The sequence below is a fragment of the Nocardia flavorosea NBRC 108225 genome, assembly GCF_001613385.1.
GTDB lineage: Bacteria > Actinomycetota > Actinomycetes > Mycobacteriales > Mycobacteriaceae > Nocardia > Nocardia flavorosea.
Genome location: NZ_BDCG01000002.1, coordinates 263911 through 284189, shown reverse-complemented (window position 1 = coordinate 284189; position 20279 = coordinate 263911). Strand labels below are relative to the sequence as shown.

3 protein-coding genes (1 of these 3 running past the window's edge) are annotated in these 20279 nt (G+C 64.2%); all 3 read left to right on the top strand.

The annotated features are described in order from the left end of the window. Positions 1 to 421: 421 nt before the first annotated feature. Tightly spaced (at most 53 nt apart), the 3 genes in view from NFL01S_RS01420 to NFL01S_RS01410 form a layout consistent with a single transcriptional unit that may run on beyond the window. On the top strand, positions 422 to 748 hold the full coding sequence (locus NFL01S_RS01420) for a hypothetical protein (RefSeq protein WP_062970643.1): 327 nt from the start codon (positions 422 to 424) through the stop codon (positions 746 to 748). A 53-nt stretch (positions 749 to 801) separates the two neighbouring features. Beyond that, the gene (locus NFL01S_RS01415; protein ID WP_245670495.1) at positions 802 to 1386 is read left to right on the top strand and encodes a YbaB/EbfC family nucleoid-associated protein; all 585 of its coding nucleotides are present in this window, start codon (positions 802 to 804) and stop codon (positions 1384 to 1386) included. 6 nt (positions 1387 to 1392) lie between these two features. Beyond that, positions 1393 to 20279: the 5' portion of a WXG100-like domain-containing protein gene (locus NFL01S_RS01410; protein WP_062970639.1), read on the top strand. The gene runs 24022 nt beyond the window's last position; the window shows 18887 of its 42909 coding nt (coding positions 1–18887); its start codon is at positions 1393 to 1395; its stop codon lies beyond the right edge, outside the window.

Here is a 20279-nt window from a genome sequence, read left to right as displayed (position 1 = left end):
GGCAGTCGTTCCAGGAGATGTGTATGCGAAATGGGGACTCGAACTGTGGCCAGGTGGTCGGTTCGAGGTCGTCCGTCCTCACCTCCCTTCTGGTTGTGGTAGGCGACGATACGCCGGTATATGGTTGGGCGGGGAGGAGTTCGAGATTCGTCATACGGCAGCGGGTGGTGCGCGGTGGTGGCCGGCATTCCGAACCAGCGGTTGCCAGGGCCGGTTCCGCATCGCTGGCCTGCGGGGTGAATTCGTACCTGGTGTAGTCGACGTTTTACATATGCTTGAGTCATCAAGGGCTGTGATCAACGTTGTCCCGGAATACAATCCGATCAAGTAATTCGCTTGGGCTGCGTCGGATACGTAGTGCATGCGCCCTGCGGTGGACGCGCGGCGCTCCGGTATCGGGCGGAGGAAGAGGTGTTCAGTTATGTCGGAGCTCGAGGTCGATACCGAGGCCCTGCGTAAGGCGGCTGGGAAGGGGGCCGATATCAGTGATGCGGTGGATTCTCGGGAATCGCGTTTCGTGGAGATCCTGTCGCGGCTGTGGTCACCGGCGGTGAGTGGCAGCGATCAGTACCGACAGGATTTCGAGCACGGTATCGGTGGGCAGCCCGGATTCAGGGTCGGCAGTGAAGCGGTCAAGGAGGGGATGGGTGTGCAGAAGCAGTACACCAGCGATGTATCCCAGGCGCAAAGGGACTTCGCGAATCAGCTGGAAGTCGCAGAGGAGGCGTCCCGGCGCTCCTTCGAGTGAAGGACGCGTTCGGGGGCGGAGTCCCCACTGGTGCCGGGTAGTGAGAGTTGGTGATGCTGACGATGTGGAATGGGCGCATCACCGAGGGGCGCTCGGAGATGGAAGCTGTGCTCAGCGGTTTGCACGAGCAGGTGCGCCGGGTCGCCGAGATCGAGCAGCAACGTGCCGAACTCACAGTGACTGTCGCGACGCCCGATATGCGTGTTACCGTCACCGTCGACGCGCAAGGTCACCTTACCGATCTCCGATTTTCGTCCGATATTTCGACGCTGAGCTACGAAGATATTGCGGCGGCAGTGATCTCCACGGCCCGACGGGCGGTGGTAGAGGTCGGCGAGCGGAGCGCCGAACTGTTCGAGCCATTGAACGAGCATCGAGCAGTGATGCCGGGTCTGTCCGAACTGTTCGAGGGGTTCCCTGATGTGGAACTGCCTTTCGACCCGAGCGCGGCGCCTGTGGCTGCGGTGAATCATCCGGATGTGGCGGACCAGGAAATCGTACCGGTCGCCACGACTTCCTTGGTGTCTGTGGATGTAGACGAGGATGACCTCGTCATGGAGTACGAGGACGCGGTGGAACTGGGGACGGATTCTGCCGATGCGGATAACGCCGCGGTCACGGATCGCGGCTGGGTGTAATAGACCGTGGGGCTGGAGGTATTCCCCTTCGCGAAACCGTTCGCCTGGGTCGTGGGCGGATACTGGCCGGAGGCCGACGAAGAAGCAGTCTGGGGTGTTGCCGATGATCTACAGGAACTCATCGACGAAGACGCGATCACCTTCCAGCAGGCCGAATGGCATCGTGCTACCGCATTGTCGGTAATCAAGGGGGAGGGTGCCGAGGAATTCGAAAAGCATATTCGTGACCTGAGTTTTCTCGATGACGATCTCGAGGAAAGCGCCCAGCAGCTTGTCGACTATATCGGCCAATTCGGAAACCAGGTGTACTCCACCAAACTGGGAAACAATATCGCCCTGGCCTGGATGATCGGCGAGATTCTTGTGGCGACCATGGCCGGACCCGCCGGCGAGGCCAGAAAATGGACCGTCATCTGGATAACCCGCGAGATATCGAAGCGGCTGGGGTCCATCCTGCAGAAATTCATCGCATGGTTGGGACGCAAGCTGGCTGGTATGCCGATGCTCACCAGGTTCCCGAAAGTTCCGGTGTACCAGTCGATTCTCGAAAGCTTCGGTTACGAGATCCTGCAGGAAATGCTTCAGGAAGTAGTGCAGGGCGGGCTGGAGCAGTCGGTGATCCAATGGTCGCTGATGGCGAAAGATCGCCAGGAGGATTACGACTGGGAGCAGTTCTTCAAGTCGTTGCCTGCGGCGGCAGCCGGTGGCGCCGGTGGCGGATGGTTCGGTCATCTGCTCTACCGGTTGCTGAACCGGTCGGTGAAAGTCATGCAGATCCTGCCCCTGGATACCCGGCTGGGCGGAACGATTCGCGGGGTCATACAGGGAGGGGGGGCCGGTATCGCCGGGGCGATATTCGGCGGTTGGGCCGGTGGTGAACTCACACTGATGTCGATCGTGAGCGGCGGTCTTTCGGGCGCACCGTCGAGCGCGATCTACGGGTTCCGCGGCTATTCGGATTACGCGGGTATGTCGATCGAGGACCAGAAGCGTCACTTCGACATGAATAGTTGGATGAGCAAGAACGAAGCCAAGGCCCGCGCGGATTATCTGCTGCACCAGCTGAAAACCGATGTCGAGCAGCATTTCACCTCCGGGACGGAACGGGACGCGGCACGCCAGGAAATTGACAATGCTGCGAAGAATATCGAGCAGGTTGCGACCGGGCCCGGCGAGGGCGGCGGTCGGGAGGTGAACCAGCACGTTCGGCTGATGCATCTGAACGAGCTCGATACCAATGTGCAGAACCGCTACGCGCAGGATGCCTCGTTGGCGGGTGTCTCATACAAGCCGGATATCGATGTCATCGCGACCCGAGCGGCGGCCGATAAGATCGCGGTCGAAATCTTCCAGCAGGTCGATCAGTTCTTCGGGCCGCACCAGCGCGCGGCGGCGCATCTGCTGGTATCGGAAATGTTGCTCGGCGTGGACGCTTCTGATGCGGGTGGGCGGCCACTCGCGCCTGCGCAACGACTCGAACGGCTCCAGCAATTGCAAGAAACCGTATCGAGCTGGGTTTCCGCGAACGCCGAGGTTGGCACCACATCGGATCCCGCGTCGGCGCCGGCTGAATCGACAAGCCAAAAAACTGGTTCGAGCAGGATCGTCTCGACAGTGGTCGGTACCGGAGTGTTCGGTGCCGCGAACGAGATCCAGGTGAGCAAGGTTGTCGACCAGGTCATGGGGTTGGTCGAGATTCCCGAGACGAGTGGCACATTGACCCCGAGCCAGCGCAAACAGCTGGCCGCGTTCGAGGGTCGCGTGCAAGGCCTCCGGGAATCGGTTTCTGCTGCGGTGCTCGATGCGGTTCGCCGGACGGGGCCCGGGGTGCGTGTGACTGCCATGCTGGTGGGTGATGGTGAGTTGCAGGTCCGGGTGGTGGACGGGGCTGTGGATATGGAACTGCATGCCGAGGACGTGATCAACCGCCTCGAGCCCGCGTCCTCGGTGCCGGGTGAACTCGTCGGTACCTCGTCCAGTCCGCCCCGCGTGGGTTTGCCAGGGATGCCACCGCTCCCTTCGGTGGCCGCTGCGAGCAGCAGGGGCACCAGCACCCGCCGGACTCGCGGTACTGCCCCTGTCGCTGCTCATGCTGACAGCTGGGAGACCGGGTGGAACAGGGATGGGTACAACGAGCTCCGATTCAGCATGACACTGGCGCCACCGAGTTTCGGTTCGGGGAAGACCGGGGCCACTCCTCTGGCCGGCCGTGGGCCGGGTGGTGCCGCATTCGACGGCTGGTCCGGGTTGGCGGGACCGCAGGCAGACTTCGCGGAATCGGTGGGGGGGTCTGGGCCGCGGAGCACCGGTAACGGCGGCCCTCCGCCAGGCGCGACGAGTGTCACGGCGCGTCCCGGGCAAGGTGCGAGCGTGCAGGATATGCCGACGGCGCCGCCGGTGCGCACGGATGACGATAAGGGAGACAATGCCGCCGATGGTGCTGGTATAGCCGATGATGCCGGTACGGGTAGCGGTGGGGCGCTGGATGCAGACAAGCGGACAGTGCAGGAACTGCGTGGCCATCTCTCGAAATGGTCTTCCGGACAAGAGTTGAACTGGCTGCTGGAGGGCATCCATCAGGGCAATATCGGCCCTGATGGCCGACCGGTACCGGCGAAACCGGATACCGCCGATGCGCAACCCCCGGTTGGCGCGGGACACGGTGTCTACGAGATCAGCGGCTCCGGCGACCTGGAGGGGGTCACCGAGGGGTTGGCCGCGTTCGGTCTCACTGTGTCCGGCGATGATGTGGCCACTGGAATTGCGCTTGCGGAACAGGCAATGGATGCTCTGACCGTCGACTGGCCGCCCGAGCGCGTGGGTGATGCGAAAACCGCATTGACCCAGGTACTGCAGGATGCCGCCGACCGGTCGGGCGGACGGCGCACCCGCGTGGAAGCCGAAATGGTCCCCGAGGACTCCGGACAGCAACAACGGTTGCGGGTGCACGTCTTCGATCTCGGCGAGGACATGCCGGGTGAGGTGTCCGGGGAACCTGGAGGCGACGGTCGGTTTGCCCCGGCAGTTGTCGAGCATGCGGACGATTACGGCGTGGATGTCGCTGCGGCCGACAGCAATGATTTCGGTTGGCGTAACAGGTGTCGCTTCGACATGCTGGTGGGCGGCTTGCCAGCCGTCGAGCCAGCGGAGGAGCTTCCGAAACTCGCGCCCCGACTGCGCCGGTCCCTCGGGCTTCCGGAGGGGAGGTCGGCCACCTCGGTGGGTGAGGTTCCCGAGCCGGAAGAGGAGCTGGCGAATACCCTCGGTGGGCTGGTCGAGCTGGCACGTCGTGTGCTACAGGAGTCGGATATCGACGCGGCGATCCGCGACGACCTCACCGACCTTGTCGCCGAATACGAGACCCTGCGGACTGAGGCTCTCGATGCTGCGGCCCGAACTGCCCTGGAACATTTCGACGACCATGAAGAAGCGGAGCCCGGTTCGGCCGACGCTCGTGGACTGGGCGTGATGAAGGTCGGTGACTGGGCCCGGATCATCGACGGGAAGCTCGTGCACATAGTGCCCGACGGTGCGCAGGACCTGGTCCTGGACGAGCAGGTATTGCAGGAGCTGGCCGAACAGGGGGTTCTGGTCGAGCAGTGGCGGGTGGTGCTCGACAGCTCCGGAAACGCCGGCTACGAGCGTCGCGGCGCGACAGACTGGAGTTCGGCTCCGGTAACCGATAACGAGCGGGAATCTTCCGCTCGCGATCCGGAAACTGCCGCCCTACGACAGGAGTACACGCTGCAGTGCGTGCTGGAAACACTCCGTTCGCATGCGACCAGCGGCAGCGGCGAGCATCGCGCACCACAGCAAGGGGCGGGCGGTTCGGCCGATTCTGGTGGCACCGAAGCCGCCACGGGGCTGGACCGGGATGTATTGGAAGCACAGCAGGCCACTGTCGAAGGAGACCTCGCAACGGCAGAACGAGATGTTGCCGAGGCGGAGGCCGAGCTGAATGCAGTGGTGCAGGCCAACGAAGAAGTGCGCACATCGGAAAGAAGCCGCAAACGCCTAGAGTTCGAGCGACAGCGCGCTACCGCGAAAGCGAAGGAGGAAGCACGGGCTGACGCGGAACGTCAGGCTGCGGAGCAGGAGCTCTTGGCGGCCGCGAGGGCGTTTGAGGAAGCAGAGCACCGCCATCGGCGCGGATTGCAAGGCGCAGGCGAGCTTTCCCAGCTGCCGAGCCCTGGTGGGCTGGCGTGGGATTCATTCCGGGAATGGGCGAAATCGGTGCGCTCACAATACGCGGAACATGAGCTGGCAATGGCGGTGACGGCGGCGGAGAGGAAACTGTCGGCGGTCGACAGATCCGCTGCTGCCCGGATGGCCGACATACGGTCGATATACTGGGTCCCGCCGGCCACAGACCCACCCGCCCCTCCACGTGCCGATGATGCCGAGGTCGATTCCCCCACTCAGTCCCTGGAAGCGCAGCGGGACGAGCTGATCGAAGATCTCTGGGGACGTGAACAAGTACGGGACCAGCTGCGCAGCGAACAGGAGCGCATTACAGCGGAGCTGACCGCGCGACAAGAGCAGCAGCGACGGGCCGAAGCGGAACGAACACAGGCCGCGCAACAACTGCAGGTAATCGAACAACTATCAGAGCACGGGGCTCGCGCCGACGACGACCTGACGGCGGCGGCCCGCCGGCAATCCGAGGTACTGACTGCTCAGCTGCATTCGTTCGTCAGCGGTATGGAATCGAAACAAGCGCACCGGATCCGGTATGCGGCAATGAAGGCGTTGTGGCAGACCAGCGGTACGGATACACAGGCCGTATTCGAACGAATCCGGATCCTCGAGGAGGCACTCGAACAACTGGAAGACCATTTCGGCTCACGGGCACCGGACGAAGACCCCGGACCCCCCTCTGTCGAGCAGCTACGGGCAGCGAAAGCAGAATTCGAGAATATCGACGGTACCAGACTGGGCACGTGGGGGCGGGTGCTGGGCGACCGAGTGGTTGTCGTCGTTCCCGCCGCCGACGGCAATCCGATCACCGACCCGGCCACCTTGTCGGCGTTGGAATCCGAGGATGTCCTGGTCGAACGTCGGACGGTCACTGCGGCCGGCGAGGTGACCAGTGCATACTGGAGTGACGGTACATGGCGTGCCGGTGCTCCCGGGCCGCGGGAACCGCGCTTGCAGGGCAGAACGCCGTCCGCCCGTCTGCGGCACTCCGACACCCGGCTGCAGGAACAACAGCGGACCCTGCAGACCGTGAAAGACGTGCTCACCGCCCAGGTCCTCGGTATCGCGGAACCTGCCGACAATACGGTGGAACGTGCGCTGCACGAGGCTTCGATTGCGGCGATGTCCGCGGAAGCGAACAAACTGACCACGGCAAGTGACGATATCGTTGCGCTGTTGGTGTGGAACGACGCGGCGCTGGCAGACAATCAACGCGCACTCGATGCGCTCGCCAAGGATCGCTCCGAGGGGGAGAAACTCCTCGGGGGCCTCGCCGAGTATGCCGGTACAGCTGGTGAACTCAGGAAACTGATCGAGGCATCGCTCGCTGCGCAGGTCATCGAGCATGACCGGCTGCGAACCGAGCGCCAGCGGCTGCAGACCGAACGTAGGACGCTCGAGGCAAAGCAGCGCGAGGCGCAGCGTCGGCGTGATGAGTTCATCGACCAGGTGGGTGGTGATGTCGCGTGGCGACTGCTGACACGGGCACTGCCCGATCTGGATGCCGCCGATGGACAGCTGCGTTGGCAGCGGGCACGGATCCGCGACACTGCCCGGCAGGCCGGCGACGATCTGGTGCGTAGGCTGAACCAGCGTTACGGCACCGGTTACCGAGATCCGCGTCGGGCCCGCATTGCGCGAGAGGAGATCGTCAAAGGCCGCGGACCCACCGGAAATTCGAACGACCGCGCCGCCGATGTCGAACTCGAACGGTTGACTCGACTGGAGGAGATGGCCGCCCGGCAGGAGATGTACGCTCGGGCGGAGGACGACGCCGATGCCCGCCACCGTGCCGAGTTGCGCCGCGCGACCCGATCCGAAACCGAGGCCCTGGCAGCATCCCTCGAATCAATCGGGGAGAAGATCCCCGGCCGCGACGTCGACGAGTTGATCGGTCTGGCGCGCACCATCGTCGCCGATGACGATCGGCCGTCCGCCGACCGGCAACTGATGACAGACGCCCTGGTCGCCTACGAAACGCGTGTGGTGCTGGCTGGTTTCGGTGCGGCCGCGGCCGGATCCTGGTGCACCATCGTGGGCGGAACAGTGGTGCAGGTGCTCCCGGCCGGTATCGCGGACCCGGTGCTCGACCTGGGGGTGCTGCAAGCCGTTGAACATCAGGGCGTTCCGATCGAGCGCTGGCAGGTGGGTATCGACAGCGCCGGGCAACCGGTCGTGCAGAAATGGAAAAACGGCGCGCTCGTTGCCGCGAAGCCGACGCGGCCCGGACCGAGTGACCGTGCTGCTGCTCTGCTGCAGGAGTACGCACAGCAGGCGACAGCGCGGTGCCTGCTCGAGGAGGCATTCGCTGTCACGCCCGAGCAATTGTCGGCAGAGCAGGAACAGATTGCCGGCTTGGCCGCCGCGGCAGCCGATCTCGAGGATCGGATCGATCGGGCCGAGGCGCGGCTGGTGCGCAGCGAGAAGCAGGGCGATGCACTGACCGAGCAGGACCGGTTTGAGCGGGCCGCCGATACTCTCGAACTGCGCCAACAACTGCGTGAACTCGAGGAGGAACGGGAGCAGTTGCTCGTCGTGCTGGTGGATATCCACGACTCCGCCGAGCAGTTGCCGAAATATTCCCGGCAGCTGCGTATTGCTCACCAGCTGTCCACCGGCCGTGTGAGCAAGGATCTCGCGGACGCAATCCGGTCTGCCGCTGCCACCCGCGAACAGCGGCTCACTGCTTACCAAGCGGAGGCTGCGTACCCCGAAGCCGCGGCGTCCGCCACCGACGCAATCGGCTCCGCGCACGCTGTTACAGGTGATGGCCTGGCGGCCGACGCACAACGATTGCGGCTCTTGGCTGCGGGGCTCGGTGAGGTGCGTTCCGAGTTCGGTGCTCCGCCTCCGCCTCCGTCTGGTCTGCCGTCGAACGGCGAAAACGCGGAATCGAGCCAGCGGACTGGACAAGTCCAGGACGATTTCACCGAAGTGCCGGCATCAGACGGGCGCGAGCGCACCCTTGTGGCGGAAAGTACGGCAGCCGAAGGTGGTGCAGGCAGTCCATCCATGGGCGGTACGGGGAAACCCGCGGATAGGTCGCCGGATCAAAGCGCGGCGGGCGCATCCGGCGCCGCCTCCACTGTCGGTGCGGCCATCCAACGGTATGAGCAGCAGGCTCGAAGTGATCTGGATAATCTGGCGAACAAGTATTTCCCCGCGAAACGGCCGCTGACTGGGCAAGAACCCGCGGTGAATATTCGGGGGCTGTTCGACTCCGGGGAGATCGTCGACCGCTGCGATACCGAATTAGCCGGTCTCGATTCCCGCATTGGGGATTTGGAGCAGCGCGATCGAGGCGACTTGTCCGGCGACGAACAGCGCCGCCTCGACGAACTCCGGTCGACTCGTGACCGTCTCCTGGCGGAGCGGGTCAGTGCCCGAGATAAGTGGTATGAGTGTGCGGACGAGCTATCACTCGACCCACCGCATTTCACCGACGCCCCCCGCGCCCCGCTACCCCATCGGTTGCCCGCCGCCCTACGGCAGCTCCGCGACCAGATAGCTGCAGCTGATAGCTTGGTCGAGCGGCTCGACAATATAGCTCGTACCGGAACGGACCCGGACGCGACGCGAGACCGGGCGGCGCAGCACCGGTGGGTTTCGCAGCGAAAACAGCGGCTTACCACCGAATATCAGGCGCTGGCCGCTCAGCTGGGCCAGGATTCGAGCCTTGCGCCGGATCAACTCGGTGCGCCGATCCAGGCCTTTATCGACAACTGGACCCGGTTGGAAGCCGCACTCGTTGCGGCGCATAATGCCGCAACCGAAGCGAACCAGGCACATGCGGTCCACCAAAGGCTTCTGGACTCGATCCGCGACGCACTGCGCGCACAGGGGATCGACACCCCGCCCGACGAGGAGCTGCTGCGAGTTGCCCGGGAAACAGTGGCGGGCCGACCGCCCGATCGCGCCGGCGGCTCGGATACCACCGCGGCACTGGCCCGAGCCCTCGCCGCATACGATGCCCCGCTCACCGATATCCATGCCGGTTGGGGAACCGAGTCGTTCGGTCGTACACATCCGAGGCAGGGCAGCACGCTGACAAAGCTGCGTGGTCGGCTGATCACCGCGGTGGCCGCGGCACACGGTGAATCGGAGGCGTTTACTTCATGGTGGACAACCGAGCAATTGGCTGCGATCGCCGAGCGGCTCGGCGCGGAACCGGAGGGCAAGCATCGAGAGCTGGCAGAGCTGGCCGCCGAATACCGGCGGTTGATCCGTCGTCCGGTGGAGGACGCATGCCGGACCGCACTGTCGCAGTTCGGCGGTGTTCCGGCGGGACCATGGGCGAGGGTCGACAAGGGCCGGCTGGTGATCATCGCGCCCGCGGATGCTACTGATCCCTTGCTCGACCCGGAGCAGCAGCAAGCACTCACCGCGGCCGGGATTGCCATCGAGCAGTGGAGAGTCGGCGTCGACGACGCAGGTTCTCCAGTGTTCGATCGGCGCGACGGCAAGCGCTGGTTGCGCGGCACACCCGAGTGCGACGAATCGGATCCGGGGCAAGCCCAAACGACCGGCGACCGCCTGCAGCATCAATATGCGCTACGCGTGGTTGCCGAGATCCTGACCGGGCACAGGTTGGGAGTCAGCCCGGGAGAAGCATCGGCGGCCATCGATGCCATAGCCGGATTCACCGACGCTGACGACGATGCGGATCGTGGGCGAGAGGCTCTCGACCAGCAGATCGCACGGGTCGAAACCGAGTTGGCAGCGGTGGAACGGCAGAGGCCCGTGCCGCGCGGGCGCGCCCGGAAAGCGGCGCGGGAGCGGGCCCGTGCAGAGGACGAGCGGCAGTCGCAGCGCACCCGGCTGGAAACCGAACTGGCAGAGTTGCGCACCCAGCGGCAAGAGATCCGAGACGGCCGCGCGGAACTGTGTCGCACGCTGGGCTGCACGGAGGACGAGCTGACCGGCCTCCTGCCGGAATTGCGTGCGCTACAACCGCTCTGTGAGGTTGCCGGCACGGACCGGTTGGAATTGGCTCGGGAGGCACGTGAGCATGGTCAGAATGTACGCTGGCAGATGTATGAATACATCCAAGATCAGCGCGAACACCGAACTGCCGACGAGTACGCGCCGATCCGTAGGATCTATGTCAATGCGATCGTTGCTGCGAACAACGTACCTCGTTCGGGGCATGCGGACATTGCCCGTCTCCGGAGCCAGGAGGCCGGCCTCGCTCGAATGGAGGCATTCGGTGTAGCCGCAAAATCTCGCACACAGCACGATCCAGTCGGGGCGCCACCGGCGTCCGATCCGGAATCCCGAGCCACGAAGGTTGCGCAGAACGCGGCTGCCCGCGCCCACTTCGATCAAGTGGATGGCGCGCCCCTCGGTACCTGGGGGCGGGTGACCGGCGACCGGTTGATCATTGTCACCATCGACACCGCACAGCCCTGTCTGCAACCGGCGGAGCTGCGGTCGTTGCAGCAGGCGAATGTGCTGGTCGAACAGCATTCCATTGCGGCCGACGGCACCGCATCGGCAACGTTTTTCCACGACGGTGGCTGGAAATCCGATCCACCTCCCGACGATCCGGCCCCACTGCAGGTCGGAAGCTCGGGTACCGATCTGCAAACGCATGCCGCGCAGCTCGCTGAGCAGCGTCGCACACTGCAGACGATCCAGGACATGCTGGTTGCGGAAACTTCCGGCGTCCAGGATGCCGGCGCGGTGAGTTCCGCGACTCAGTTCGCCGACGCCGCGGACGAACTGACCCGACTGGATTCCGAGATCGAGGAAATCGAAACACGAACGGCACAGGTCGGATCCGAACTGACGGCTATCGCCGCCGCAATGGCCGAACTCAACCAGCGAATATCGGATATGCTCGCCGAAGACTCTTCCGATCCCAACGAGTTGCTACTCGACCTGCAGGCCCGGATCGGTGCGGCGCTCGCTGACCGCGCTCGGCTGATCGCGGAGCAGGAAGAGTTGGGCATCCGGTATTCACAAGCCCGGAGCCGTCGTGATGAATGCGCGACTTTGCTGCACGGCTGGGGACTGCAACATCGTGATTCGCACGGCGGCCTCACGGTCCCCGATCCCCGCCTGCTTTCGTTGCGGGCGCTGCGGGACGCCTCCGCCTGCGCTTCCGAGCTGGACGGCAGGCGCGCCGAGCTCCGAGCGCAGGCCCGCCGGCAGGCAGAGGCCCTGGTACAGGGCATGCGTGTGGCTACCACCGAAACTTCCCTGCGGGTGGAGGACCGCGCCGCATTACTCGATGAACTGGACCGGCTGTCAACAGTGTTCGACAGTGCCTCTTCCAGCACTGAACACGCGGCAGAGCCCGACTTGCAGCGCCTGGTCGAGGTGGAAAAGGCGTGCTCCCACTACTTCTTGGAGTTGCGGCGCGCAGCAGAGGTAGCTGCCGAAGTCCGGAACAGAACGGCGCAGCCGGTCGCCACGCACGACGAGGCAGCTGCCCCGGCGACTGCGGAATCGGCGCCAACGGATCAAGCGGACTCGTCCGAAGAAACCGGATCTGCGATATGGGCGCCACCCCTCGAGGGAGACGCGGAAAATGCCCAGGGGGCCGGGCCGGTGCCCGAGCCTGCCGCGGCCGATGCGCGAGCGTTGGCGCGCGATCTCCTCGGGGCACTGCGTCGGGTCGAGCGAGAGCGCATGGCGGACGCTGACCGGCCCGAAGCGAACCAGCCGGGTCAGCTTCCTGAGGGCTGGGCGGGACGCTATGCGCGCGGACTGGTGCGGGAACTCCGCGAGCTGGTCGATCCGTCGCGGTTGGCTTCCGCGGACGATCGCGAGGCGCTGGCGGTGATCGGGTACCGGGTCCAGGCGGCGATAACCGCGGGTGTTTCTGTCGAGTCGCTCGCGGCAGCGGTCGACCTGAGTATTCGGGCCTCATTCGAAGCGCCGGTCGATAATGCAGAACAGTTGCGGCTCGCCGGTGAACTGGTCGAGGCACTCGACGGCCTGGTGCCGAATCCGGAGCAGGTGACTACCGGTGATCTGGTGTCCAAGGCGCGGGCACTACTGTACGCGGAAGACGCGGACTTCACCGATCCTTCCCTGGTGGCGGTATCGGACCTCGTCGCCGAATACGACCGTACGGTCGATGAGCAGGCGCAGCGTCGAGAAGAGGCTGTACGAAACGAATTCGACCGATCTGAGGGAATCGCGGTCGGCCGGTGGGGAAGGATTTCGGACGGACGGCTGATCCTTTTTGCCAGTGCTACCGGCGAGCCCTACTTGAAACGTACTGAGTTGCAGGTACTACGGGAAGCGAACATCCCGGTCGAACTGCGGCGCGTCGATGCCGACGGCACGGTGTCGGAATCTTGGTTGTCCGACTTCGGGTGGGTGCCTCGAACAAACGGTGATTCCGGTGAGCGCGCCGGCGCCGAAGCAGCGCCACCTTCGGTGGAGACCGCTGACACCTACGTGAACCGGAGAATTGCGACCGCCGTCCGGGATGCATTGGTGGCGCAGGTTCTCGCGGTTGTGCCGGGGTCCACCCACGCTGATTCCGCCGTCGCCGAGGCGATCGAATCGGCCGAGGCAGCGGACTCGGTCGTATCCGCACCCGCCGCTCTCACGGCTCTCGACGGCCGCCGCTCGCACCTCGAGCATGAACGATCGCAAGTCCGCGCCCATCTCGTCGAGGCGAATGAACAACGTGACCGTCTCGCCGCGATACCGGACGTGCAGCGGCGGTGGGTCGACGTGGACGACGAGTTCACGCACCTGCCGTCCAGAGTCGATGCCTTACGCACCGATGAGGATCGACTCTCGGCCGAACTCGAAGACCTGGAAATGCGGCGGTCATCGGTCATCACGCGCCGAGAGCAATGCGCCGAGCACCTCATGGATCGAGAACTTTTGGCCGCAGATGCCTTCGGCGAACCGAGTGTGCGGGATACCGACCGTCTGCAATCGTTGCGGGCCGTGCGCGATATCGATGCCTGTGCCCGGAGTTTCAGCGATATCGCTACCGATGGGCCGGAGGATGTACAGCGCCGGATGAGCGTGCAGCTCGACGCGGCGGACCGTCCTTCCGTTCCGGTCGATTCGGATCACCGGGGTGTCGACCACAAGGTTGTGGAGGTCGCCGATTGGACGGGCCTCGAGAGGGAGGGCCTCCGGAAGCTGATGGCGGCACGAGCCGCCGGAGTGACTGTCGTGGGTGCCGATGATGTGGAGCTGGCTTGTGCCGCAGTGAATGTACTCACCAGAGAGTGGTCACCGACGCAGCGTAACCAGGTGAAAAGTATGGTGCGGCAGGCGCTACAGTACGCGCTGGATCGGTCACGGGCGGCTGCGGGTGTACGGTTCGTGATCCATGTCGATGCCGCGACGCCGCACGCGCAGGTCGACGTCTACGCGAAATTGAAGCGCTCGCCACTGCGCCGCCATAGCGACTGGGATCTGCCGTTCGTCAGGGTCATGGCCGATGACTCTTACCGTACCGAGCGTATTGACGGTGACCGGCCCGACCACCTGCTGTTCGAGTACCGTTCACCCTACGACGACCGCACAGACCGGCCCGAGCCACTGTCTTCCACAGATTCTCCGCGCGACCAGGCGCTTCGGTTTGCCGAGCCGCCGCAGAATCTACCGCGCCCGTGGCCGGTCGATCCTGCGTCCGGGTACGAGATCCAGCAACGTGACCTCGATTTTCTCGGATTGACGCGCGAACAGGTCCAGTGGCGGATGGCTCGGAGCGCGGCGCCAGGTATGTGGCCGCAGATGTACCGCGCGTGGCGGGTCGCGCTTCTGGAGGCTCTGGTGCGTGACGGGGTCACTCTGGAGCAGGTGGATATCCGATTGCATGGTTCGGGAGTGAATTTCTTCTCCAGTGATGCCAAGCCGCTGCCGACAGCGGAGGAACTGGCCGGGAACCCCGAGGCAATCGAGCGGCTGAGCGCATGGCTGGGTGACGATCCGGAACGGCCCAGGAGGAGGCCATTCGACACAATGCACAGGCTCGGTGTGGAAGAACCCAGTGACTTCGACATGAATATCTCCTCCGGGGAAATGTTCGCCCGGGCTGTCGCGAGATGGGATCCGAAGCGGTATGCCGGTCCGCTGACGAAGGACCACGGCTACCTCAACAAGGAACTCGTGCGTTCGGAGTTTCCGCATCTGCACCAGTGGGCGGAGGACTGGCAGCTACTGACGGATCGGGAAATGTCTATTGCCATCTTCGATTCCGGTGGCCCGGTGGATGTGCGGCATCTCGGATTCTTCCGGGACAACCTGGAGTTCCAGCCGTGGGATTGGATTGTTCATCTTCCATCGGCTGGTACGGGTGATGCTGCGGCTCGCGAGCCCAGCGCTCCGTTCGAAGAACCGGCCCCCGCAACCAACACCGACCCGGTGGGTCGAACTGCGGCCGAGGAAGATCCGCTGGATGTGTTTGTCGATGCGGTGGAAAGGGGCGTTTCGGACGAATCTGCGGCGTCTGTCGGTGTTCTGGGTGATTATGTGCGCAGTCTCATCGAGGACGTATCGGAATTGATGGCGTCGCTTCCAGACGATGACGGCGAGGCCCGCAGCGCCGCGCTGAGGAAAATTCGCATCCGAGTTCAGGCGGCGTCGGCGGCGGGTGTCTCCCCTGAATCGCTTGCCGCTGCCGTGAACTCGATGCAGACTCCGGCGCCCGAGAAGCCGGCGACGCCGGGTCTCGGGAGTCTCGGATATTCGGGGGGGAAGCGCCCGACTCGAGGTCCCGATGATGGCGGCCATCGTCCTGGAAAAGAGGGGCGCCGCTGGCGGGACGAAGATTCCGGCTCGCCGGAGGACGCGGAGTTGCGGGCGTACCTGGAGGTACAGGCGGAGTTCCCGGAAGTAGACAGTCGGGGTGACGATCTCCAGCGCACCGCCAGACTTCCAGGGGCAGCTGGGCTGGAGGGCTTGGGGCATGAACCGACTGAGCTCGAGCGGAGGTTGGCCGCTGCCACCGACAAGATCGAGATGGCCCGTGTCGAGATCGAACAGATCGTCGACGAACTGAGAACTCATCCGGGCGGACGGAGATATTACAATCTCGATCCAGTTGCGCTGCTGGACCCTGCGCGGCGGGAGGGCATTTTGCAAGAACTGGAGAGTTCCCAGTTCATGCTCAGGGGCAAGGATGACAGGATCCTGAACTTTGCGTTGCGTGAGCCCCTCACTGCCTACGACGAAGTACTGGCCGAGAAGAACCGGGTGTTGGCAGCGTTGGCGTCCGGAAACCAGGGTTGGGTGGAGGTTCCGTCGGCGCCTGATCGCCCGGGTGCTGCCGTATCCACGCATCCACCGACCGGACCTGCCATGGCTGATTCCACAGGCGGTGGCGACGAGGCTGCCCAGCCCGGGCCGGCCCAGCGCCGAGCGGGGAACAGACAGGACCACAACGTCGCGGGGCTGCGGCGGCTGGACCACGGGGTTCTGCTGTCCGTCACCAGCGGTACTGCGATGGTGGAGGCCGGTGGTGACCCGGCAGCGGTCGTGCGCGCCATCGCGGCTTCGGACGGGGCACGGCGGCGTATCGAACAGGCCATAATCGGTCAGATCGGGAGGACCGACGGGGAGTCCGGGGTCCCGGTCCGTTTTTATGGAGGTGCCTACCGATATGACACCGGCCTCGTTCTGGTCGCGGACGGCCGGGTGCTAGTACGTGATCCTGCAGGCCGCTGGTACGACGCGAACGGATTTGTGCAGGAAGGCGATATCCAGGCCGCGGCGGTCCGCAGATCGCTGTTCGCGAAGGCGAGGCAGGAAGACGACAACGACTCTGCGCTCGATGGCACGGACGAGGCGGATCCGGAGCAGAACGGGCCGGTGGCGGTCGAACCTCAGCGACAGCCTGCGGCAGTTTCGGTTTCAGCGCACGAGAATGCCCCCACGTCAGCGATGGAAGGGTCCGGAAACCCTGGGTCCGGGTCTGCTACGCCCCCGCAGACTTCAGTCGCCGGCGCCGGAATACCTGGGCCGCACGCCTTCGGGATACACGACGCGATGGAGTATGTGGTCGTCGATCACGGCGGACGGCCGGTCACCATCGCGGTGGTCTGTGGGGGCGCACCCGGCGTCGAGGACACCGATGTGGGATCGCGGGTAGGAGCCGAAGCAGCTCGCAGCTCGCTGGTAAGCGCGCTCACGGGCGCCGATCGCGGTTTCGACCAAGCGGAAATGCAGCGGGCTGTCGATGAGGCCATGCAGGCCGCCCAGGACGCCGTGCTGGCATTGGACAACGATGACCCCTTCCGCTACCTCGCCAAAGCGGCGCCGGCTTGCACTCTCGCGATTGCCGTGGTCGAAGGCGATCGAGTGACGGTGGGGTGGGTGGGTAACAGCAAGGTCCACCTGGTCGGCAGCGATGGTGGTCGGGCACAGCAGTTGACAACCGACCACATCACTAAACTGGATTACCTCGTACTGATGCAGGCAGTGAAGTACCTGAAACCGGACGGTTCAGTGGACGCCGATGCGGAAGCGGCAGTACGGCAGCACCTTCAGGCACGGTTGGCCGACGATGAGCGCGTCCATTGGCCACTGGCGCTGATCGGTCGGAAGAGTCAGCTGGAAATCATTCGCCGCCGCGAGGACCCGCGCCCCACGGAGACCGGTGTGGTCAGTGTGGAACTGGATTCGCCGGCCCAGGTGGTTTTGGTCACCGGCGGGACAGGGGACGGGTACCTCGATTCCGCCGACATCGCGCAACTCGCCGAACAACACCAAGGTGACCCAGGCGCCATTGCTCAGGCGGTAGCCGAGCAGTCGGAGGAAGCTCGTGGAGGTGCCACCGCTGTGGTTGCCGCCGCGCCAAGCGTGGGCGTGGCCCCAACAGGGCAGGAGAGTCAGGTCGGCATTAAAGACAGGACGACGCCACCGGCGGGCGTAGCAGCTGCGGTTGCATCTAGTGGCGCCCTGGAAGCGGCCGGGATGCCGACCGATCGTTCGTCAAGTGTCATCGCGCCTGAGCCCGCGGTGACAGTCGATGGGGGATCGGACGAGCTGGGGCGGACGGTTGTGGTGGCGGGCACGGCCGGACCACCATCGATCATGCCGGGTCACGGTCGGTTCGCAGGTAGGGTGCGTGTGCCTGCGCATATGCTGGCGAACGAGATTGATGGCGTTGAGGTGCGTCCGCCGTCCGGTGACGAAGGATCGGGTCTCGAATCGGCAGCGGTTCCGTACGGTACGAGGTGCGGTCGGGTGATGCTGCAGGTGACGAATCTGTGGGCACCCAGCCAGAATGTAGACGCTTCCCCGTTGACTACGGACGAGTTGGAAGCCGGTCTTAACCTGCAGAAGTATGAGGAGCGGGTAAAGGCTCCTTGGACACGGGCCTACTACGCGCCGTCCACGCGTGTTACCGGAGGCGCCGGCGAGCCGGCCGCCCTCCGGCCGCCGGGTGCTTTGGACCAGGCCGCCCAGCGCCTGTTGACCCAACCGGCCGGGACCTGGATGGAGGTTGTGGTCGAGTTCGTTCGGCCGGTGGAGATCGACGGCAAACGCGTGTGGAGGGTCGGGTCGCACATTATTGCGATGCGCCGGACCGAGACCGGTATCCGATGGCTCGAGCCATTGAGTATTCCGCCCGAGAAGCAGCGCCTGTTGGAAAGCGGACGGAATATCGACCTTTACGAGTACGAGGCGGATTATCAGCTCGCACCCCCGGAATGGTCGGAACATGTTATCCGCGCGGTTGTCCGCGAGTTCGATGCGCATCAGCGGCCCGTGCCGCCGGAGCACCCGATTGCGGGAGACCGGGTCCGTGAAATTCAGGGTGATGCAGTGCCGGCGAAGCCTGCAGGTCGTGATCAGCAGGACCGGAGCGGCGATATTCTGTCGGGGTTGGTTCCGGTGATTTCTGCCGGTGGACTTCTCGCCACAAACGATCTCGAGGCCACGTGCCGGACTTTGTTCACCGGTGTGGTGGGTGATGAGTTCTCGACAGTTTTCGAAAGCACTGAGATGGTCGAAGCGGGACACGCGGCTTCGATATGCGTGGAGGTTGCAGGCGTTCAGGTTGGCCGCGCAAGGGTTTGTGTTGTCCGGGGGCCGGAATCCGTGGACGTTTTCCTGGATGCGGTGGAAGGCGAGACCGAATCAGCGATGCAGGCATTCGCCGACCGTGTCGGACAGTGGGCGCTGGCATCCGGATCCCGTTGGCTGGGCGCGTCATTCCCCGGTGATCGGTCGTCTGCCGAGCCAGATGGCGGACTAAGTATCCAATTCGGACCTGCGGATGCTATCGGTGGTGGCGGCCTGTTACCGGACGCGGTCCCGCCGTTTGCGATTGACACCGAAGCAGTATGGACGCTTTCGGACGATGAGCTGCGTGATGAGATCGAGCGGATCGTTGCTGACGTCCGGGAGCGGTTCGATGTTCGTCTCGTCGGATTCGACCTGAGCCGTCGGGTTGTGCCGGCTACTCTGGACGCCCTGATGAAGATCGCTGCCCTGGTTGAATGGTCGTACGTGGCAGGTAATACGGCGTTGCCGGCGTACATAGCTATTTCCGAACTGGGTGGGTCGTTCGGGCATACCTACACCTATGTTCGGTCGGGCGGCGCATTCTGTGCAGTCGTGCTGGACGAGAAGGCGGTAACCTGTCCTGAACGGCTGCGGAGGCAGTTGGAAGACGGTGTGTCTTCTGGATTCAAGCACCGGCACACCGGTGACATTCTGGCCGTTCTTGCGCACGAGCTGGAACATGTCGACCACGTCATCAATTCTCCGGATATTGATGCCGAGACCATCCGATCCGCAGTGGAGCAACGCTACCGCGCGCACAATGGGATCCCGGCAGGCGTTCCGTTCGACATGTTGAAGTACCTGGTTTGGTTCCGCCGCGAGTTCCCGGGTTACTGTCTCGATTCCACTGCGGGTTTCGATATCCGCTGGTTCGAAGTCGTACCAGAGTCATTGGTGGCGAGGCATCCCTGGACACCCAGAGCCACCGGCGGCCAGCAATCGGTCATCGATTTGATCGAGCAGAGCCGTGGGAATCGGGAGACTGACCTTCGGGCCCAATGGCTGGAACAGGTGGATCGGTTCGAGTCGGCAGGTGCATTACTCGCGTTGGACCACTCGTTGCTGCCAGGCGGCGAATTCGCCACCGCACTGGAGCGGCGGGGGCTGGGGTTCGGAACCGTGGACCTGCTCCGGACAGCACTCGTCGAAGGCGTTGACGATCACCCGAGAGGCACCATAAGCGTCTTCGAGAATCCGGAACTCGGAATTGTTCATGTGGAAGCCGAGGACAGCACGGGGAGTTGGTTCTCCGCCGCCATCGACAATGACGAACCCGGAATGCGATTGCGTTTGACGTGGACGGCGAGATCTGGCCGAGGCGGAAATGATGCAGAGTTCGCTGAGCGAATCGTGCGAGGTTTGCTGGCCGGGCACGATGATCCCGATGCGATCAGGCGTGGCGCAAGCGGGCTATGTTCTGCCATTGCTCAACTGCGGGAGACGGAAGGTTCCGCGGCGCCCGAGATCCACGCAACCTTAATCGGCAGTGGTACCCAGCATACGGTGACACTCACTGCCGAGGGAACCGGTTACAAATGGAGCTATCCCGAATCCGAGGAAGCTCCGCCGACCGGAAGTTCCGGGGGTCGGATTCGTGCCATAGGAGAATTCGGTACGAATACTGCAATGGACCGGTCGCTCGAGAGTCAGCATGAACTGCGCAGGATGCTGCTTTCCTCCGAGGAGTACGCCGACGTAGCGGA